The sequence below is a fragment of the Brucella sp. HL-2 genome (assembly GCF_025846885.2).
GTDB lineage: Bacteria > Pseudomonadota > Alphaproteobacteria > Rhizobiales > Rhizobiaceae > Brucella > Brucella quorumnocens.
The window spans coordinates 54,930-75,799 of sequence record NZ_JAOYTK010000018.1 but is presented as its reverse complement, the minus strand read 5'-3'; the positions used below and the strand labels follow the sequence as shown (position 1 = coordinate 75,799).

The window sequence follows — 20,870 nt, the reverse complement described above, 5'->3', positions numbered from 1 at the left end:
ACTGGCGAATAGTCGCTTTCGGGCGTTTGCCCAGCTTGATGTAGAGCGCAACTGCTCGCATCCGGTCTTCGTAGGAATACATGAACTACCTCCCTGATAGTCCAAGTTTTCGTCCGCACTTCCACTCCATCAGTTCTCAGCGGCATTCAACATTTTTGTGCCATTCGCCCAATTGGCTATCGTACGGATATCAAATAATTCATGTTGTTTCACAACTGCACGATGAAGACGCCACTAAGTCTCATTGAACCTGCGCGTGTGATAATTCAAAGCATGCTGGAAAGTCTGCTGATACTCGACCCAGTCGAATAGCGGCTCAGGAAACTCCTCAACAGGATCGTTCGGCACTACAGGGAATGGTTGAGGCCGGACCGGAGTTTTTCCAGATGTCGAAACAGGAGACCTCACCTGCTTCGGCACACGAATTGCAAAGCGGAGCTCCCTTACTTTTCTCTGTGGCGCAATTTGATCGGTTTGGGGAGCCCCATTGTCGACCCATCGAATTATGGATTCCAGCGCAAGCCGGATGATCGTCTTAGCTTATCAGTGAACTCGCAATCTATCCGGCTTTCCAAAGCCAATGATAACCAGTCGATCTGGCTTCGGCGCATCGGATGCTTTCTGTAAGTTACGATCAAATCTCTGAAATATGGACTGATCCTATTGAGTAGTTCATCCGACACGTGCGGCTTCACTCGTTTGTCGCAGAATTCGAAAATCAAATTCTGAAATTGAAGAGGCAAAGGAACCTGTGTTTTCATTGCGGCCCAAATTGCTAAATTGACCGGCTTGTTGCCGGGTCGTGGGCTGCGAATTCCAAATGATTAATCAATTCTGAAGCTTACCTAAAGATGCACTGATGCTGAAGGTTCATATCCATTCAAAGCTCAGGACGTGTTGTCTAAGATGGTAAATCCGAATTGTCGCCGTTCCTCCCCCCAACCAAAAAGATCGCTCTGGCAACTGAACTTTGTCAATAAAATCTATCCTCAGTTGCCTGAACGACTTTCAGAAAGTACTTTTATTAACGCTCTCAGGCCGGATGAGACGTGGCGACGGCCAGAGTAATACAGACATAGTCCTGGAAACGCTGGGCACCATTCTTCCAGAACTCGCCTGAGGCGGCCGTCTTCCACTGCCTCTGTTGCAAGATGGTCAGGCACGAAAGCGATGCCTATCCCATCGATTGCAGCCTCCACCATCAGAGACTGTTCACTCAGCGTAAGAGGCCCGGATACGTTGATCCTTTCCACAACGCCTTGGCATTCAAATTCCCATCGATAGATTGCTCCACTTTCAAACCGGAAGCGGATGCAATCGTGGCTATGTAGATCCTGCGGTACGACTGGATAGCCGCGGCGCTCGAAGTACTTGGGGGACGCAATGGCTGCGAAGCGCACCTCTCTCATTACCGGGATCGCCACCATATCTTTTGGTACGGCCTCCGCTAACCGGATTCCGGCGTCGAAACCATCGGCAACGATATCGCTGAGCCTGCCATCACTGACTATGTCGAGATGGACCTGAGGATAATCTCGCAGGAAGCGTGCAAGTACTGGCTGCAATACTAACCGAATAGCCCCTTCACTCGCATTGATCCGCACCGTACCGCTAGGAACAGGACCATTTCCCTCCAGTTCTTGGACAGCTTCGTCGATTGAGGCCATCGCTGGCCTCAGTTTCGCGGCCAGACGTTCTCCTGCTTCTGTTAACGAGACGCTGCGTGTCGTTCGGTTGAAAAGGCGGACGTTAAGCCGCTGCTCTAGTACCCTGATCGAGTGGCTGATCGCAGAGGGTGTCATATTGAGTTCCAGAGCGGCAACGCGAAAACTTCGATGGGCCGCAACCGCCAAAAATGCAGCAAAGGCGGAAAAATCGTTTCCTTTAGATTGGTGAGTTACTTTCATCATGTCATCAAAAATTGAGCAGATTGTCTCTACAGTCAAGGGCTCATAACATAGACCCTTGAGTATAGTCGTGTCCTCACACTGCACACTCCACCAGCGTATTGTTAAAAAGAGGAAAAATAATGAAGATGAAAGCTGTCGTCATGACAGGTGCAAATCGCCCCTGGGAGGTACAAGAGATTCCCGTGCCGAAGGCAGATCCAGGGCTTGTCCTTGTGAAAATTCACGCCTCTGGCATGTGCTTTACGGATGTCTGGGCTACCCAGGGCGCCGGTGGCGACATCTATCCTCAGACACCCGGTCACGAGGTGGTTGGCGAGATTGTTGAGGTGGGCGCGGGCGTTCATACGCGCAAGGTAGGAGACCGGGTTGGCACCACCTGGGTGCAGTCCTCTTGTGGCCGATGCTCGTACTGCCGACAGAACCGTCCGTTAACCGGTCAGACGGCTATGAACTGTGATTCACCCAGAACGACCGGCTTTGCGGCTCAGGGCGGACACGCAGAGTACATCGCGATCTCTGCCGAAGGGACTGTGTTGTTGCCCGACGGGCTCGACTACACGTACGCCGCGCCGATGATGTGTGCGGGTTACACCACGTGGAGTGGTCTGCGCGATGCGGAGCCGAAGCCAGGTGATAGGATTGCCGTGCTGGGCATCGGTGGGCTAGGCCACGTCGCCTTGCAGTTCTCAAAGGCGTTGGGATACGAAACCATCGCGATTACCCATTCACCAGACAAACACAAGCTGGCCACCGATCTTGGCGCTGACATGGTCGTCGCCGATGGCAACGAGTTGCTGGCGGCTGGCGGCGCTGACATTCTTCTGGTCACGACCAATGACTTCGACACCGCCGAAAGGGCGATGGCGGGTGTAAGGTCTGACGGGCGCATCGTCCTTTGCGGGCTCGACTTCAGCAAGCCGTTCTCGATTCCGTCCGACGGCAAGCCGTTCCATATGATGCGCCAACGTGTGGTCGGCTCCACGCATGGCGGACAGCACTATCTGGCGGAAATCCTCGATCTCGCCGCCAAGGGCAAGGTCAAGCCGATCGTCGAGACCTTTTCGCTTGATCAGGCCACCGAAGCCTACGACCGGCTATCTTCCGGCAAGATGCGGTTCCGTGGGGTGTTTCTGCCTCACGGCTGAAACTGACGCTCAGAGCGGTTCCGACGACAGGACGGTCGCCGGACCGCGTCCGCCGGAGAGGTTGCTTAGCAAGGGCTCCGCCTGACGAGAGCCGGCTAGTCAACCCCGCGACAGGATCGGTATAAGGCCGGCTGTCGTTCAGCACGGCGGAGGACGTGGATCTCGCGGTTTTTGCGGCACGCGCGGAAGATGTGGCGCAGTCCATCACGGCGGATATCGGCATGTTGGTCGCCTATGCCCGCGTTATCGCTTAGGCAAGCGCCGAGCATTACTCTTGTGAGCTCAAAGGAACAGCTGGGGGAGAAAACAAGTGAGAACTGCTTTCCAATAGCTGCCGGTTCGACCGGAGGGACCGCTTGCGACCCCTCCGGTCATTCGAAAACCTATTACCGGTGGTCGTTAGTTCATACTCTTTCAAGGCGATGGGCTATTTTCTCCATAGTGAGGGGCAAGCACCAAGGATCTTGATTTCAACTCTGAATCACTGGGACATCTCCAAACTAGCCCTGCTTATCGTACTGCGTGAAACGTAACTTTCCGCTGGCGTATGAGGGCATTTCTCACCACGTTCCTGCAGATCATCGGTCACCCAACACATGTCAGGCGTCATAATATTTCCTTTTGGTTCATCGGCTATTCCCGGTATAGAAGTGGCACATATTATTAGTAGGAAATAGTTTGAAAATGATAATATTTCGCCATTAAAGGAATTTGCAGAACGTGCAGCATAACTGTTCCCAACAATAAGCGAATTTTAAATGACATTTTTGTATCAGAGTCCATGTATATTGAAGAACGCCTGATCAAACTGCTACGAAGACCTGCCTGCATTGCGAGTGTGATTACTTGCTGTTTAATTGAACTGAAAAACTCTCAGCAATTGCCTGTACAGCCGCATGGATTGGTCCCGCAGTGGGGCCTGGGAGTACAGAGCCATCGACAACGTATAAGTTATCTAAGCCGCGTAGCCGTAAATCGCTATCGACAACCGATCTGTCATCTTTCCCCATGCGACAAGTGCCCGATGGGTGGTGATGGGTAATCACAGCCTTAGCAACAAATGCGTCAATGTCGTCGTTTTTTGTAATTGGGCAAGGCAATATTTCGTGGTCGCGCCATTCATCTAATTCGGCGTGATTGCCGATTTCACGAGCAGCGCTGAGTGCTGCGCGGAAAAGCGTTCTGTCATGGTCGGTTTGAAGGTAACACGGGTCTATGTGCAAAGGATCGGTTGGCTGTACTCCGGTGATGCGGATTTCGCCACGGCTTGTTGGGTGTGTGACGCCGAATAGAAAAGAATAGGCGCTACCCGCCGGAGGCGCGCTAAAGCGCTCCGAAACAATCGGCGCGACGCCGCATCCGACCACGATTTCTGGCGACCCATCGGCGGAAAAGTCTCCCGCACGCATATAAGCCATGCTTTCCGAATGTTGCAGTCGCGACGGTGGCAGATGCTTTTTAGTAGCATAGAGGTTGCCCGCACCAAGCAAGTGATCCATTAGATTTAGCCCGAGTTCTGGCGCTTTAATGTGGCAACGAACATCGGCTTTGCGAAGCACATCTTCGCGTCCTATGCCAGAGCGCATTAAAAGTGCCGGGCTTTCCAATGAACCGGCGGAGAGAATGATTTCGCTTGCTACAATGGTAACAAGGCCTTGAGGGCCCGCCAGCTCTATTGCTGACACTCGTGATTGTTCCAATTTGAGGTATCGTGCCAGCGTGCCGGTCATAATGGTGAGGTTTGGCCGGGCACAAACTTCAGGCGTGAGCCAGGCTTTTGCAACGGTGACCCGGCGTCCATCGCGGATCATGAGTGAGTTAGGTGTGACCCCAATCATTTGGCCAGTATTGTGGCCCGGAATGCGCGGTAAGCCCAGGGCGTTGCCCGCTGACATGAATGCGCGTGTGAGCGGACTTACTTCGTCATCAGGAATCCAGACTGGCATCGGACCGCCTTTGCCGTGAATACCATCGCCACCCGACACATGGTCTTCATTTGCCATGAATGATGGCAACAGACCTTCCCAGCTCCAGCGCTCATCGCCCGTAGCTTCTGCCCATGCAGCGAAATCTTCCGGATGGCCACGCATATAGCCCATAGCGTGGAGCAGGCTTGATCCACCAAGACCTTTGCCGCGAGCCCAGGCAAAACTTCTGCCAGCGGCACCTTCCTGAGGTGTCGTCTTATAATCCCAATCATAGCTGCGATGCTGGATCGCAGGCCACATAGAGGGCTTTAAAATGTCTGGGTCTGAAGGTCTCCCACCTGCTTCGACTAGCAGAACATTACGGGCTGGATCTTCGCTTAGACGCGCTGCTATCAGGGCGCCGGCAGAGCCGGCACCAATAATTGCCACATGATATTGTGCCATGGTCTTACTTCTGATCTTCAGGAATAACTGCGCCTTCCAGCGTCATCACTTCACCGTCCAGCGAAACGGAACAATTGCGCAGTGGAATGTCGAGATGGCATGGCGTATCACGATCACCGCCAGCTTCTGTGTTCGGCCCTGACGACCACAGGAAGTTGCCTGCAAATGAGCGCGCATCCATACCAAGCTGCGCTTCCGGGTTATAGAGGCCCAGCACGGTCCAGTTTGCGCGGTTCTCAAGTCCCCAGCCGACATGTGCCATCGCATAGGCACGCGGATCGTTGAAGCTTTCCATGAATTTGCGCATGAATTCAGCATCATAGCCGCCCTTAATGTCCACAATGAAGCCTTTTTCAATGGTGACAGTGATTGGAGCGCGAGCATATTTTTTGAATGGCAGCAAAATATCGCCCTCATCGATGACGATTGTTCCTTCGGCACTGCCTTCATCAGGCCAGCGAGCGGAGAAGCAGCTTGGCCAATGGTCCCAGCGGCCCGGCTCGTCGGCAAGGCCATATTGAGTGAGCACCGGATATTGACCAAGACGGCAACGGAAATCGGTGCCTGCCTTTGAGGTGACATGCATTTCTTTGGCTGCACCAATTTTTTTGGCGGCAGCAAGAACGCGCAACTTGTCTTCCGGGCGCGGGATCTGGCGCATCATGATTGCCGGAGGCTCGACAGCGAGCAACATACGCGTGCCAGTTTTAAGCACTTGTTCCTGTTCTTTTGAGAACAGGAGCTGCAATGTGTCGATGACGAGATTAGAAGCCTTGAGGCAGGCGAGTGCAGAGATATTGCCATCCAGTGGAGTCTTGCCGATATAACCGGATTTATCGGGGGAGATCGCCTTTTCGCTGTTCACGGGTGCGAGGTTAAGTTCGGTGACGACGGCACCCAGATCAGAAGCGGCAAGCTTGGCGATATAGGCAATCTGCTTGTTGCTGTCGTCGCTAGTCAGAATTGTAACTTGCTCACCAGCTTTCAGGTTGCACATTTCGAGCACTTGTCTCCAGCCCTTCAAAAACTGTGCGTCACTGATAGACATGATAGATACCTCCGTTGGGCGTGGCCCGTTTGTTTGGTAACTGCATCCACGAGAGTTCCGGTTGTGGGACAACCGCATTTTTGTTTTTTGTGGTCGCAGCCAGTTCCCTTGGTTGGATGTTTTATAACGCGGTCTGATTGGCCAGCGTGAAGAAGTTGCGATTGTAATGAAGCAACGGTGATGTCTCCGGTCCAAAGCGAATGGCTTTCACCTGTCCTATGAAAATCGAATGACTTTCAGTTTCTGACACGGATACAATTTCGCAATCGAGATTGGCCATTGCGTGGTCAAGTGCCGGTGCACCGGTGGCAAGGCGTGTCCAGCCATAAGGTGCAAACTTGTCTTCGCCCATTTCACCGATTTGTCCGGCAAATCGCATGGCGATCTCCCTTTGGGCACCAGCGAGAATATTGACGCAGAAATTCCCAGCAGATGTGATCGCCTTGTGTGCTTCGCCAAAACGGTTGACGCAAACGAGCATGGAAGGAGGCGTGATGGACATTGAACAGACGGCTGTGGCTGTCAGTCCGCGCCGGGTGTCGCCTTCTCCGGCTGTAATGATGTTGACCGTTGCCGCAAGCTGCCGCATCGCCGTGCGAAAATCATCGGTTAGCTGGTCAATGGGGGGATGGCTCATAGAAGGCCTCCTTTTGCAGCGATTGCGGTTTCCAGAAAAAGGGCTGCCGAGGCGAGGCGATAATCAGCGCCGAGCGCGCCGACCAGTTGTACGCCGACTGGCAGGCCTTTTGGCCCTTTGGATGCGGGCAAGCAGACAAGAGGTACTTGCAGAACGCTCCAGAGTCGGTTGAAGATCGGATCGCCAGTCGCCATACCCTCAGGCGCTTCGCCGGGGGCTGCAAGTGTCAGTACGGCATCAAAGCGGGATAGAATTGCATCCATCATGTGACGGATTCCCGGAATTTCTGCCATTGCTGCACGATAGCGCGGCTCATCAATACGGCCCTGATCCTCTAACATTGCGCGCGTGACGGGCGTCAGATCATTCCAGTTATGACTGATTTCGGAGGCAAGTGATTGCGTGACTTCCCAGCCCATAACGGCTTCGTGGAGATCGAAAATACCGTCAAACCAACCTGGTGCCGGAATAATGGTCAGTTCGGCGCCTGCCGTTTCGGCCACGGATGCCAGGCGATTGACTGTTTCAATCGCATAGTCTTCAGCTTTTTCGAGGCGCGTTCCAAGCAGTACGCCGATGCGGGGGCGAATTGGTGGTATAAGACTGGTGAGTTCAGACTGCCCGCTGAGTGCGGCTGCACAATGAGATGCATCGCCTATGTTGCGGGCGATGATACCAAGCGTATCAAGCCCATGGCACAGAACCTTGATGCCGACGGTGTTGATTGCGCCGAAGGTTGGTTTGAATGCGGTTACGCCACAAAAACTTGCCGGACGGATGACCGAACCCGACGTTTGTGTGCCGAATGCCAGGGGCACCATGCCGGCTGCGACGGCGGCACAGGAACCGGACGACGAGCCGCCGGGTGTGTGTGCTGGGTTGTGCGGATTGCGGGTTTTGTTGGGGCTTGCCATGGCAAGTTCGGTGCTGACTGTTTTGCCTAGGATCAGGCCGCCGGAGTTTTTCGCGATCTGCACCGCAGGCGCATCCCAAGGCGGCTGAAATCCTTCATAAATTGGTGTCCCATAGCCGGTCGGCATATCCTTCGTATCGATCACGTCTTTGACGCCGATGGGCACGCCTGCAAGCGGTCCCTTGGGGCCAGCTCTATCCAGCCTATCTGCTTGTTCACAGGCTTGCTCGACGTTGAGATACTGCCAAGCCTTTATTGGTCCGTCTGTTTCTGCAATCCGTTTCAGATATGCTTCTGTGACAGCGCGGACGCTTAACTGTTTAGCCTTGATAGCTGCCGCAGTTTCACGGGCGGTAAGGGTAAGGATTTCCGTGTTGTTCATAGAGCTTTCCTTAGCCAAAAATGGGTGGACGCCGATCAGCCCACGGAGCTGCACGCTCAAGTTCCGCTGCCAGCGAAAAGAGCAAGGCATCTTTTCCGAAGCCCGCTCCGATATGCGAGCCAATCGGTAGACCTGACGGACTCATGCCAAGTGGTACTGACATTGCAGGGCAACCGGACGCGTTGAAAACAGCGGTAAAGGGAGAGTGGGACCAGAATTGATCGTAAAATTCATCAAGGCTTTTGCTGTTGCCTGCAAGTTTACCCAAAAGGGGCGCAGGTTCTGCGGCGGCAGGGGTCAGCATGATGTCGTATTGGCTGAAAAACTTCGCCAAAGCGCGTGAAGAGGCATGAAGCTGATTAACGGCCCAAAGATAGCGCGTGCCGGGAATTGCCAGTGCTTCGCGTACCCATTGCTGATTGACCGGCTCAAGCTTGGCGATGTTGGCTGAAGCAGCATCGCCGCCCGTAACACCCAGCGCGACATTGACGCCAACGACAATCCGCCACGCAGCTTTCAGAGCCTCTGCATCATAGCTTGCGTCCGTAACTTCCTCGACGTGATGGCCGAGACTTTCCAGCAGTTTCGCTGTTTCGCGAATGCTTTCGATCATTTCCGGTGCGATCAGGCTGCCGTCAGGCGCGTCAAGGATCATCGCCACTTTCAGGCGAGGTGGCATCTTATCGAGCGCTGAGAGATAGCTGCCGGACGTGGTGGGGGAAGCCCATGGATCACCCAGATCACTGCCGCCGGAAATATCCAGCATGGCTGCGTTGTCGCGCACCGACCACGTAACTGCATGGGGCGTGGACATGCCGCCAATAGCTTCTGCCGCAACTGGGCCGACGGGATTGACCGATCGTGATGGCTTGAACCCAAACAATCCGCAGTGACTTGCGGGAAGTCGTGTCGATCCTGCGCCGTCGGAACTGTTGGCAAGTGGCACCATACCGCTTGCAACGGCTGCGGTGGAGCCACCAGATGATCCGCCAGCTGTGCGGCTCAAGTCCCATGGGTTATGGGTTGGCCCGAAAGCTTTGGATTCTGTCGTGAAACTCAAAGCAAATTCCGGCGTATTGGACTTGCCTAAGATTACCATTCCGCCTGCTTTATAGCGTGCGGTGATTGTGGAGTCGCGCTTGCTGACAACGTTGCGCAGCAACTCGGAGCCGCTCGATAGAAGCATGCCTTCCGCTTCAAAGCCGGTATTCTTGAGAAGCATCGGCACACCCGAGAGTGGACTTTTTGCCAGTCCGTTTTTAACTTGCTGCCGGGCTAGATCAAAATGCGCATGCACAACCGCGTTGAGTTGCGGGTTAAGCCGCTCTATTCGCTCGATGCTCGCTTCAAGCACTTCGGTCGCACTGATCTCACCTTTTGAAATCAGTTCGGCAATTGCAATGCCGTCTTTTGTTGCCAGATCGTCCATCGTCTCAACTCATCTGCGCTTTAAAGAGATCCAGATCCCACATATCTTTTGTGCCCGTCAGCAACCCGTCACGGATTTCGAAAAGATGCAGACCATCAAGTGCGATCTTGCGCGGGGTTGCATCTTCTCCGCGCGGTGTGAACGTTCCGGTCATATGGTAGGGAACGGCAATTTGGTTGCCTGCGCGAATGTAACCGCGGCGTTCCCATGCAACATCCGGCAACATGCGCCAGAAACCGGTCAGCCCTTCTGCAAGTGCTGAATGACCTTCACGGCGCTTCCCCATTGCTACCTCTTCGTGCCGGCCATCGGCATGGTAAAGGGATGTGGCACCTTCCGCATTGCGTGATGCGTAGGCCTCATAGAACCGGTCGACAAGCATGGCGTGATCCATCGCAATCTCCAATATCCCGAAAGAAAGAACCCCGCCCGATTTTCACCGGACGGGGCATGGGGGGTCTATTCGATGCCAGCGATTTTCTTCACCTGAGCAACATAACCATCTCGCTTGACTTCGTTATAAAGTCTTGCGCGAAGAGCCGGTGCAGGCGTTGCGTTGACGTTTTCAAACAGGGCGACGCGGCCAGCAAGCGAGCCAGAAGTCATATCCCAGATGAAGTTCATCAACTGCTCTTTGACCATGGCTGAAACGCCATGTCCGGGCAGAAGCTCATGCAGGAAGTGGCCGACTTCTGGATTGTCGAATGCCTTTTTACCAAAGCGCATCACCAGTCCCTGACCACACATTTCCTGAAGGATATGGATGATCTTCGGATAGTTTTCGATCGAATAAAGGCGACCGGCGGTCAACATGCCAACATCCGGACGCATGACGTCGCCTTCGGTTGGCACAGCAAGCGCTTCTGCTGCCGTCACAAATGCGCGAAGCGTCTGCGCATATTCAACAAGCTGTCCGAGCATCATCTGGACGGCAGGAATTTTGCCTGTGCCAAGATAATCGAGAACCATCTGGCCTGCGCCGACAAACAATTCTGCCTTCACAGCAAGGCGCGTCAGGACATGCCAGTGCGCGAACACGCAGACTGGCCCATAATAGCTCATTGCCGTTGGGTCGCCGAGATTGAACAGGCGTTCTTTCGGAACGAACACATTATCGAACACGATGAACTGGTCGGCTTCTTCGCCGAGGCTTGCAACCGGATGATCGAACTTGCTCGACAATGGCTGCGAGACCATTTCACGCGAGATCATCTTGATCCCGGGAGTGTCGATTGGAACTGACCCCCAGATGCAGGCATCTGCCGGTGTTTCCTGAATACCACCGAGATTGGTGAAGAAAATATCGTTAGCCTGAGCCGCAATCGAGCCTACGGTTTTGGCGCCGTAGATATAAACGCCATCTTTTGTGACCTTACGTGCCTTGAGCAGCGAAGCTTCCGAAGCCTTTGGCGACGAGCGGTCGGCCTGCGGTCCGGCGAGACTTTCCGATGCGGTCAGATTGTTGTTCTGACCGTATTCCATGTAGCGTTCGATGTTTTCTGCAAAGTCCGGATCGATCCCTTCAATGAGAGATTTCTTCTTCTTGAAGGTCGGCAGGTAAGCATAAAGACCAACGACGATCGATGGTGCAAGATCCGGTGGGCGCCCAAAGGTGCCTGCTGTCTTGAGCGAAGTGTACTCGATCATCCGGCGACGCGCGGCGAGATCTTCCTTGGTGCGCGGAATCTGCCACGAACGGCTTAGTACTGCGCCTGCCTTTTCATCGTAATAGGTGGTGGCGTCTGCATGTTCTTCAGTGAACTGATCATCGAACATCGATGCGAGAAGGTCGATACCTTTCGCAAGTGCGGGTTCGTCATAAACGGAATTCAGTTTCTGACCGCCAACCCAGATCTGGCGGTTATCCTTCAGCGACTCTTTGTATTCTTCGCCGGTTTTCAGCTTATGCGGCTGGCTTGCGAGTTTTGCTGCTGTTCCCTGTGTCAAATGGGCCTCCTATTGCAATTGGAATCGCGGGTGTTCCCCGTTTTTATTGAGCGTTTCCGGTATCGGGATCAGGCGCTTACGGCCTTTTCGTCGCGCATCTGACGGATGACTTCCGTCGCAACACGCATAGAATCGAGGGCGGCTGGTACGCCACAGTAGATCGCGGCCTGAAGAATAACTTCTACGATTTCTTCTTCTGTGACACCGTTATTCAGGGCGCCGCGCACATGGATTTTCACTTCATGCGGACGGTTCAATGCGGTCAGCATTGCAAGGTTGAGAAAGCTGCGGGTTTTGCGTTCCAGCCCCGGGCGGGTCCAGATTTCACCCCAGCACCATTCCGTAACAAGCTTCTGCAATGGCGCCGTCAGATCGTCTGCATTGGCCAGCGAAGGCGCAACATAGCCATCGCCAAGCACCTCGCGTCTGACCTTCAGCCCTTTCTGGAATTGTTCACCGCTAAATTCGGGACGAGTCATGCATCTCTCCGTTAAGGTGGGCAGGACGGCTGCTTCGTTTTTGTCGCCTGGCTTCAGATTGATTGCGCCGTTCTGATTGTCCCAAGGTTAGACATGCCGGACTTGACCTGTCAATAGATTGTATGACAAGATTACGGTCATACTGAAGACAAAGTTCGATAGTTTTTGGCAAGCATCAACGTAAAGTGGGCAAATGATGACGGCTCCTGCGGCAGATTTTAACGAGAAACCAACGCCTTTTGAGCTTTACGCGCTTCGTTACGCCACACATACGGGACGGACGGCCAAAGATAATTTTCTTTATGCAGACCCGCATGAATCGGGTGAAAATCTCGATTACTTCATCTGGCTGGCGCGTCGAGATGATGAAATTTATGTCATTGATACGGGGTTCGGGCAGCAAGCAGCGGATGGGCGGGGCCGCACGCTTTTGCGTCCTCCTGTTGATGCGCTTGCACTCATGGATGTTGATGCTCGACAGGTCAGTGAGGTGATTCTCACGCATCTGCATTATGACCATGCCGGAACTCTGGGAGACTTTCCGTCGGCGCGCTTTCATCTTCAGGTCGATGAAGCGGGGCATGCGACAGGCCCATGTATGTGCGATCCGAAAGCGCGTGCGCCGTTCGATGTGGATAACATCGTTGCCTATATCCGCAATCTTTATGCGGGCAGGATTGAGTTTCACCGAGGAGATAAAGAACTTGCGTCCGGCATATGGCTGCATTCGGTGCCAGGGCATAGTGCGGGTTTGCAGGCGGTGCGTGTTTATACCAAACGCGGCTGGGTGGTTCTTGCATCTGATGCGACGCATTTCTACGCCAATATGGAGCGCGAGAACCCGTTTCCTGTACTGTTTGATGAGGCAGCACTCATTCGTGGCTATGCCCGGTTAATCGAGCTGGCTCCGACTCTTGATCATATTGTGCCGGGTCATGATCCGGCGGTCATGCGCGCCTATTGCGCGCCATTGGAAGCGCTTGAAGGCATTGTTGTTCGACTGGATGTTGAGCCGGTTTTGACGTGGGAGGAACTGGCGCGATGAGTTCGGCAATAGGTCGCGGTGTGCTGATCACAGGTTCAGCGCTTGGGTTGGGGCTTGAGCTCGCGCGGGTTTTTGCAAAAGCGGGAAACCGCATTTTCCTCACCGATATTCGACCGGAAGTCATCGATGTTGCAGCGGCTTTAGCACACGAGACGGGCCAGCCGGTCGGTGCGGTGGCGCTTGATTTATCGCAAGAGGGTGCTGCAGACCAACTGGCTGTACATGCCAAAGAGCATCTTGGTGCAATCGATATTCTCATCAACAATGCGGTCATTCGTAAAATTTCGCCTGTGCAATCACTTGCGGATGCTGACTGGGATCGAGCGCTGGAGGTCAATCTTTCTGCACCGTTTCGTCTGATACGGGCTTGCCTTCCCGACATGCGCGAGCGTGGCTGGGGACGGATCATCAATATGGCTTCAGTTTATAGTCTGATCGCACTTGCAGAGCGCGCGGATTATGTCACCACCAAACACGCAATGATTGGCCTGATGCGCACTGTGGCGCTTGAGCTGGCATCGTCTGCGATCACTTGCAATGCCATTTGTCCAGGATTGATGGCGACAGATTCAGCGCTTGGTCGCATCAAGGTGCTGGCTGCTGAAAAAGGCTTAAGCGAAGAAGAGGCGACGAGTCTTTTTCTTTCAACCCGCCAGCCGGGCGGAAAATTCATCCCAATGGATACGGTTACGGCTCTTGCGCTCTTCCTCTGCGGCTCTGCGAGTGAGGGGATCAATGGAGCAGCAATACCGGTAGATAATGGCTGGTCTTTTGCCTGACAGCGAGACCACGATAACAGGAGAGTGGAATGTCTGAAGTGGGTTTTGTTGGGCTTGGCAATATGGGACGCCCAATGGCGGAGCGCATCATTGGTGCAGGCTATACGCTTGTCGTCAATGATCGTGCAGAGGCGGCGGTGGCGGCTCTAACTGCTGCCGGTGCAGATGCTGCTAACAGTCTTGAAGAGCTTGGCTCTCGCGTTGAAACCATTTTCCTGTCTTTGCCTACACCTGAAGTTGTGCTTGCTGTCGGGCGCACGATTGCGGCCAATCCTGGTATTGTAAAGCGTGTAGTCGATCTCTCGACAACCGGGCCAAAGGCCGAAATGGATCTGGCCGAGATCCTGTCTGAAGCAGGTATTGCCTTGATTGACAGCCCTGTTTCGGGCGGTGTTGCAGGTGCAAAAAAGGGAACACTTGCTTTGATGGCGGCCGGCCCAACCGCGCATTTCACTGTTGTGGAGCCGATGCTTCTGGCACTTGGCAAAGTGATCCGTGTTGCCGAAGAACCCGGCAAGGCGCAGGTTATGAAGCTCATCAACAATATCTGCTCTGCAGCTGCACTCGCAATCACTTCCGAAGCCATGGTCATGGGTGCAAAGGCCGGACTTGATGCGGATGTCATGATCGAAGTACTCAATGCCGGATCGGGTCGCACTTCGGCAAGTGTTGATAAGATTCCGCGTTTTGTTCTGCCGCGTAGTTTTGATTTCGGTTTCGCAATTGCACTTTCTCTCAAAGATATTCGGCTTTGCCTGGAAGAAGCCGAACGTCTTGGAGTGCCGATGCTGGTGGGCAATGCCGTGCGTATGCTGTTTTCCATTACCAAAGCTGATCTGGGGCCGGATGCAGATATGACTGCGATCATCCGTCCGCTGGAGCAGTGGGCGGATACGCAGGTGCGCGGCAAGGCTGCTGGCGCCTGACATGATAGCTCTGAGTGCCACAATCGCCGAGTTTGTTCATTCGCCACCGGCAATGCCTGATTCAGTATGCGCCGCCGGACGGCGTTCGCTACTCAATATGGTGGGTACGGCGATAGGCGGTTCAAATGAAGCTGCAATCCGGAAGCTGGTGGCAATGCTGCCAGCTTTTTCCGGCCCCGCCACAGCAGGCCTAATCGGGCGTTCAGAACGCGCTGATATGCTGTGGGCGGCCTACATCAATGCGGCCTCGGCCAATATTTTTGATTTCGACGATACCCATGTTCCGACGGTTATCCATCCGTCTGCCCCTGTTGCACCGGCTGTTCTAGCTTTAGCTGAGACACTGGCAGCAGAGGGAAAGCCGGTAACCGGATCGGAACTGATTGAGGCTTTCGTTCTTGGGGCGGAAGTGACTTGTCGGTTGGGCAATGCATTACACCCGGTTCATTATGCGCGCGGCTGGCATATTACGTCGACTTGCGGCGCTTTTGGTGCAGCTCTTGCTGCGGGTAGGCTTTTGAAGCTTTCCCCGGCACAGCTCGTTGATGCTTTAGGGCATGCTTTGGCGCAGGGTGCGGGTTCGGTTGAAACGCTTGGCACCATGTCGAAAAGCCTCTCCGTCGGGCAGGCCGCGCGTGCTGGCCTAATGGCGGCATTGCTTGCCGCCAAAGGTTATTCTGGTCCCGCAGCGCCGCTTGAGGGTCCAAGAGGCTTTCTGGCGCTGCACTCAGATGCCCCGGATTTCGCAACCCTGACAGATGAGTTGGGAAGCCGCTGGGAGATTCTGAAAAACACCTTCAAGCCTTATCCATGCGGGATTGTTCTCAACCCTGTTATCGAAGCCTGTCTTGCCCTTCATGCGCAAGGGGATTTCAGTGCCGATGCAATTGCATCGATAAGATTGACGGGGCATCCGCTTCTTCGCCAACGCACGGATCGCCCGAATGTCACCACGGGAAGGCTTTCGCAGGTGAGCGCACAACATGCCGTGGCGGTCAGTTTGTTGTGGGGCCGAGCTGATCTTGAGGCTTTTTCCGATCAAGCGGCGCAAGATCCGCAACTGAAGGATTTGGCTTCAAAGCTATCTTTCGTAGATGATCTTTCCTTTACATTTGAAGCTGCTGAGGTTTGTCTTTCGCTGAATGACGGACGCAAGCTTGTACGCAGGATTGATGCTGCCAAAGGCGGGTTGGATCATCCAATGACAGATGCCGATCTTGCCGTAAAATTTCGCGCGCAGATTGGCTGGCGTGGCATTGATCTGGATGCCGATGAGTTGATCACTTCGCTAGAAGCAATTGAAGATGCTGCCGATGGTGCAGCTTTTCTCGCAATGACACGAGACACTACGGACATGAATGGGAGAGCGACATGAGCCATACGAGCCTTGGGAAAATTGCCGATCCGATCTTTACATTGACCACAGGCCCGGTGGATGCCTATCCGGCAGTGCTGCAGGCACTGTCGCGACCTGTTCTCTATGATTATGATCCGGCATTCCTGGCATTCTACGAATCTGTGAATTCAAAAGTGCAGCGAGCTTTTCACACAAAAACGCCGCCAGTAATCCTTCAGGGGGAGCCTGTATTGGGGCTGGAGGCCGCTGCTGCTTCATTGATCACCAGAAACGATGTGGTGCTTAATCTCGTATCGGGTGTTTATGGCAAGGGCTTTGGCTATTGGGCTGCACGTTACGCAAAAGAAGTCGTAGAACTCGCAGTGCCTTATAATGAAGTGCTTTCTGCTGATGCGGTCGCGGACTTTTTAAAGAAACGACCTGATGTTGCGGTGGTTTCGATTTGTCATCATGATACGCCGTCCGGCACGGTTAATCCGGTTGCCGAGATTGGCGCAGTTGTAAGAGCCGCGGGCAAACTGTTCATTGTGGATTCCGTTTCGGCATTTGGTGGAATGGATGTTCTGCCAGAGACATCATTTGCCGATATTTTTGTAACTGGTCCGAATAAATGTCTGGGTTGTCCACCCGGATTGACGCTGTTGCATGTGAGCGAAGCTGCATGGGAGAAAATGGCGGCTAATCCTGATGCGCCGCGCGCATCAATTCTTTCGATTGTTGACTGGAAAGAGGCGCACAGGGCAGACCGGCCATTTCCTTTCACGCCTTCGGTTTCCGAGATCAATGCTCTTGATGCAGCGCTTGATATTTATCTGGATGAAGGTGAAGCAAATGTTTGGGCGCGTCATGCCCTGACCGCAAAAGCCTGCCGGGCTGGGGTGCAGGCAGCAGGGTTGAAATTATGGGCTGCGTGGGAGGAGATTGCTTCGGCAACCTGTACCGCAGTTTCAATTCCCGAAGGCATAGATGAAGCGAAGCTGCGTGCTTCAATCCGTGATCTCTATGGGGTTGTATTTTCATCGGGTCGTGGTGAAACACTTGGAAAACTGACCCGGATCGGGCACATGGGGCCGACTGCCCGCCCTCCTTATTCGCTTATCTCCGTTGCAGCAATTGCCGGTGGCCTCAAGGCTGCAGGTGTAAAGGGTATTGATGTGGGAGCAGGGGTTGCGGCAGCTATGGCGGTCATAGAAGCAGCCCGAGACTGAGGTTTTGCACATTAGAGCGCCTATTTCATTAAGACATATCGGCGCTCTAATTCATTGTTTTAACGAGCGTCTTTTTCCGAAAGCCGTTTAACCCTTTTCGGGATGCACGTTAAACAGGCATGGTCGAAAATCTGATGCTTTCAAAACAAGCAATTAGCGTATAGTAATACGGTAATACCGGTCCCCATACACCAAAAGGGGTATAAACTTATGACTGTATCCATGAACGGGCGAACCCCGCCTATTGATTTTAAAGTGGTAAAAGCTGCGGCTCCTGTGCGGCACAGCGTTACGGAAAGTATCCGCAATTCGATCGCGGTGGGATATTTTACGGCAGGTCAGCGTATTACTGAGCGCGATTTGTGTGAAATGACGGGCGTCAGCCGTACGGCTGTGCGCGAAGCACTGCGTCAGCTTGAAAGTGAAGGTCTTGTTGAAGTCGTTCCGCATCGCGGGCCGATTGTGGCACGTCTGAAGCCAGAGCAAGCCGAAGGTATTTATCAGGTTCGTGTCGAGCTCGAAGGGCTGGCTTGTGAGCTGTTTGCGCGCAATGCAACCGATGAGGATATAGAAGCTCTCAAAGCCGCTTTTGAGGTGCTCAAACAAGGCGACAAAATCACCGATCCATTGGAGCGCCTGCAAGCCAAGAATGCTTTTTATGACTGCCTGATTTTCGGTGCACATAATGAAGCGCTTGGCCATACGCTCTCATCGCTGAACGCGCGCGTCATGGTTTTGCGTGCGACATCGCTGGGTGCACCGGGCCGTACGCGTGACAGCTTGGCTGAACTTGGAGAAGTTGTCGGTCATCTGGCCGCGAGACGCGGTAAGGAAGCTCGCAAGGCGGCCGCGTATCATGTGATGAATGCGGGTAAGGTGGCAATTGCCATTCTACGTGAACGGCTGGCCGAAGAGGCTGACGCTTGATTGAGAGCACATCCCGACAAGTTTAAAATGGTTGTCGGGATGCGGCCTTATTTCTAGGCGTGATTATACTGCAAATTCTGCAAAAACTTCTATTGTCGCCGATTGTCATTGGCGAATTGCTTTTTGGGACATATGAACCAGGGGTTGGCCGTTCGCGGATTTGTGTCCGCTCGGCAATCTGCACATCGACATGTATGAGGGGCGCTCTGTACGGTCAGAAAATGTGTGCGATCTGGAGAAGCCGGGCTTATCTATGGATGGGCTAGTGTTAAATTCTGCCTAAACTAGAACCATGACTTTGTCTCGCTCTGACTCGATTGCTAGACGGAAATCGGTATTCTCAGCGTGAACAGTAGCTTATTTTCTTTATAATTCCTCATTCCATTTGGTAACTTTCCCAATCCTCAGCTGAAATTCCCACAACGTTCTTGCGATTTGATATAATGAAGTCCGCCCGACATTTTTCGGGCACATTTGTTGGTGAACAGCCGCGCTCCTTATCCGCCACCATCCGGTGAAGCGCATGGAACGCCAACAAACAAAGGCTGGAGGCAACATGGACCAATCAGCAGATGCCGTGCATAAAGCAGCGGTCGGACACATACCCGTATTTATAACGTCCCCGGGACAAACCGATGTGCTTTTGAACATCGTCATTATTTTCCTTATCTGCGTGGTTTTCTTAACTGGAATTCTCTATCTGAGACTTCATGCTCTCCCTGAGCACATCGCTCATAAGACCAACAAAATTCAGCTTCAGCTTGTTGCTGTATTGGGTTTGATAGCGCTCTTCACCCACAATCAGCTCTTCTGGATTGCAGCGCTTTTGCTGGCAATGACGGATCTTCCGGATTTTCTGTCGCCGGTAACATCCATGGCAAGGTCTCTGCGTACCATTGCACGGCGAGGGCTTCACCTGACAATTCCGCCCTCTGATCCAGCGCCAACTGTTGGCGGCAGCGATAATGTTGCACCACAAACGATATCGCCGTCCTCGCAAAGCGTGACCTCGTCAACAGTTGTGCCCGACACGGCATTGCCCCTTGATCAGAACAAGCAGGAGCAGAAATAATGTTTGAATTCCTGCTTTGCTCAATGATCACTATCTTTCCGGATTATCTTTACCGCCGGTATCGTCAGGGAAAACGGATCGGGCACGAGATCACGATCTACTCCATGTGGTTCGAACTCAGGTGGGGGATCACTGCGTGCCTCATCCTCACAATTTCCCTGATCACGATGATCTTCTATTATCATCCGTCTACATCTAACGTAACGGCTGCATTTCGAACCGTTACCATCCTTCCGGAAATAGGTGGACGTGTTGATGAAGTGTATGTCTCGCGAAACCAGAAGGTGAAAGCTGGCGAACCGCTCTTCAAACTCGATGACAGCAAACAAAAGGCTGCGCTGGAAACAGCCCGTAAACGCATTGCGGAAATCGACGCCGAAATGGTTGTCGCCAAAACCGATCTTGTGGCTGCCGATGCCCGGATTAAGCAAGGTGAGATTGCGTTCGTTCAGGCACAGAACGATGTAAACACGCAACTCGAGCTGCAGCGCCGCAACTCAAACATCGTCGCCCGTAAGGATACTGAACGTCTGCAATCCATAGCCGATGGCAAAGGTAGCGAACTGGCAGCAGCAACCGCCAGCAAGCAGACGCTCGAAACCAAAATCACCTCATTGCTTCCAGCGCAGAGGGCAAGCATTGAGGCTGCAGCTACCGAGGCGGAAGTTGAACTGAATAAATCGATCGTGAAGGCGGGCGTTTCAGGAACCGTTCAACAGTTCACGCTGCGTGCCGGTGAAGTTGTCAATCCGTTGCTCCGCCCGGCCGGCATATTGGTGCCGGAAACGGCAGGCCGAACGGCCCTTATCGCAGGCTTCGGGCAGATCGAAGCGCAAGTCATGAAGCCCGGCATGATTGCCGAAGCAACATGTATCGGTAAGCCATTCACGATTATTCCGATGGTCGTAACTGAAGTGCAGGATGTTATTGCAGGCGGGCAGGTACGAGCCAGCGATCAACTGGTCGACATCCAGCAATTGGCAAAACCGGGAACAATCACAGTTACCCTGGAGCCTCTCTATGAAGGGCAACTTGCAGGCATTCCCCCCGGCAGTAGTTGTGTGGCCAACGCGTACACAAGCAATCATGAGGAATTGGAATCCGGTAAAGCGGGTACGCTGCGGTCTATATTCTTGCACGCCGTCGATGCAACCGGCCTCGTTCACGCCATGATCCTGCGAATACAAGCCGTGATGATGCCAGTGCAGACACTTGTCCTATCTGGGCATTAGAGCGTGTTTTGATCTGATTGAATCAGATCTGCGCTCTAATATTTCCCAATAAATCATGAAAT

18 protein-coding genes are annotated in these 20,870 nt (G+C 53.4%); 9 read left to right on the top strand and 9 right to left on the bottom strand.

The genetic code is table 11. The features are described 5' to 3' along the window. Positions 1-989: 989 nt before the first annotated feature. Complete coding sequence (locus tag OIV19_RS17285; protein WP_264232422.1) at positions 990-1,910, bottom strand: LysR family transcriptional regulator; 921 nt, start codon at positions 1,908-1,910, stop codon at positions 990-992. A gap of 119 nt (positions 1,911-2,029) precedes the next feature. On the opposite strand from OIV19_RS17285, the gene OIV19_RS17280 reads away from it, so the two are divergent. Beyond that, entirely contained in the window at positions 2,030-3,055 is a 1,026-nt protein-coding gene (locus tag OIV19_RS17280) for an alcohol dehydrogenase catalytic domain-containing protein (protein ID WP_264232419.1), read from the top strand. Positions 3,056-3,897: 842 nt separating this feature from the next. Here OIV19_RS17280 and OIV19_RS17275 read toward each other — a convergent pair. The 8 genes from OIV19_RS17275 to OIV19_RS17240 all read right to left on the bottom strand — a co-directional run bounded on the left by OIV19_RS17275 (position 3,898) and on the right by OIV19_RS17240 (position 12,262). Next, entirely contained in the window at positions 3,898-5,427 is a 1,530-nt protein-coding gene (locus tag OIV19_RS17275) for a GMC family oxidoreductase (protein WP_264232418.1), read from the bottom strand. A 4-nt stretch (positions 5,428-5,431) separates the two neighbouring features. Continuing rightward, positions 5,432-6,475 carry a 2,5-dihydroxypyridine 5,6-dioxygenase NicX family protein gene (locus OIV19_RS17270; RefSeq protein WP_264232417.1) on the bottom strand — a complete coding sequence of 348 codons (1,044 nt, stop codon included), beginning with the start codon at positions 6,473-6,475 and terminating at the stop codon, positions 5,432-5,434. 121 nt (positions 6,476-6,596) lie between these two features. Next, positions 6,597-7,112, bottom strand: a complete 516-nt coding sequence (locus OIV19_RS17265) for a flavin reductase family protein (protein WP_264232416.1) — start codon at positions 7,110-7,112, stop codon at positions 6,597-6,599. Then, positions 7,109-8,407 carry an amidase gene (locus tag OIV19_RS17260; RefSeq protein WP_264232415.1) on the bottom strand — a complete coding sequence of 433 codons (1,299 nt, stop codon included), beginning with the start codon at positions 8,405-8,407 and terminating at the stop codon, positions 7,109-7,111. The genes OIV19_RS17265 and OIV19_RS17260 overlap by 4 nt, the downstream gene beginning before the upstream one ends. Before the next feature lie 10 nt (positions 8,408-8,417). Next, complete coding sequence (locus OIV19_RS17255) at positions 8,418-9,836, bottom strand: amidase (RefSeq protein WP_264232414.1); 1,419 nt, start codon at positions 9,834-9,836, stop codon at positions 8,418-8,420. A 4-nt stretch (positions 9,837-9,840) separates the two neighbouring features. After that, on the bottom strand, positions 9,841-10,230 hold the full coding sequence (locus OIV19_RS17250; RefSeq protein ID WP_264232413.1) for a nuclear transport factor 2 family protein: 390 nt from the start codon (positions 10,228-10,230) through the stop codon (positions 9,841-9,843). Positions 10,231-10,295: 65 nt separating this feature from the next. Continuing rightward, a complete protein-coding gene (locus tag OIV19_RS17245) occupies positions 10,296-11,783 on the bottom strand; it encodes a 4-hydroxyphenylacetate 3-hydroxylase N-terminal domain-containing protein (protein ID WP_024900119.1) in 1,488 nt (495 codons plus the stop codon). 68 nt (positions 11,784-11,851) lie between these two features. After that, positions 11,852-12,262 carry a carboxymuconolactone decarboxylase family protein gene (locus tag OIV19_RS17240; RefSeq protein WP_024900120.1) on the bottom strand — a complete coding sequence of 137 codons (411 nt, stop codon included), beginning with the start codon at positions 12,260-12,262 and terminating at the stop codon, positions 11,852-11,854. Positions 12,263-12,455: 193 nt separating this feature from the next. On the opposite strand from OIV19_RS17240, the gene OIV19_RS17235 reads away from it, so the two are divergent. The 8 genes from OIV19_RS17235 to OIV19_RS17200 all read left to right on the top strand — a co-directional run bounded on the left by OIV19_RS17235 (position 12,456) and on the right by OIV19_RS17200 (position 20,808). Continuing rightward, positions 12,456-13,307, top strand: coding sequence for an N-acyl homoserine lactonase family protein (locus OIV19_RS17235; protein WP_264232412.1), 852 nt, complete (start codon positions 12,456-12,458; stop codon positions 13,305-13,307). Then, entirely contained in the window at positions 13,304-14,086 is a 783-nt protein-coding gene (locus OIV19_RS17230; RefSeq protein ID WP_264232411.1) for an SDR family NAD(P)-dependent oxidoreductase, read from the top strand. Before OIV19_RS17235 ends, OIV19_RS17230 begins: the two co-directional genes overlap by 4 nt. A 29-nt stretch (positions 14,087-14,115) precedes the next feature. Next, complete coding sequence (locus OIV19_RS17225; protein WP_128094096.1) at positions 14,116-15,012, top strand: NAD(P)-dependent oxidoreductase; 897 nt, start codon at positions 14,116-14,118, stop codon at positions 15,010-15,012. Position 15,013: 1 nt separating this feature from the next. Beyond that, entirely contained in the window at positions 15,014-16,387 is a 1,374-nt protein-coding gene (locus tag OIV19_RS17220; RefSeq protein ID WP_264232410.1) for an MmgE/PrpD family protein, read from the top strand. Next, a complete protein-coding gene (gene ppaT, locus OIV19_RS17215; protein WP_264232409.1) occupies positions 16,384-17,577 on the top strand; it encodes a pyridoxamine--pyruvate transaminase in 1,194 nt (397 codons plus the stop codon). Before OIV19_RS17220 ends, ppaT begins: the two co-directional genes overlap by 4 nt. A gap of 210 nt (positions 17,578-17,787) precedes the next feature. Continuing rightward, positions 17,788-18,504, top strand: a complete 717-nt coding sequence (locus OIV19_RS17210) for a GntR family transcriptional regulator (protein ID WP_051514977.1) — start codon at positions 17,788-17,790, stop codon at positions 18,502-18,504. Between the two features lie 523 nt (positions 18,505-19,027). Further along, a complete protein-coding gene (locus OIV19_RS17205) occupies positions 19,028-19,576 on the top strand; it encodes a hypothetical protein (RefSeq protein ID WP_319637608.1) in 549 nt (182 codons plus the stop codon). Continuing rightward, positions 19,576-20,808, top strand: a complete 1,233-nt coding sequence (locus OIV19_RS17200; RefSeq protein WP_264232407.1) for an HlyD family secretion protein — start codon at positions 19,576-19,578, stop codon at positions 20,806-20,808. The genes OIV19_RS17205 and OIV19_RS17200 overlap by 1 nt, the downstream gene beginning before the upstream one ends. The last annotated feature ends 62 nt before the right edge of the window (positions 20,809-20,870 follow it).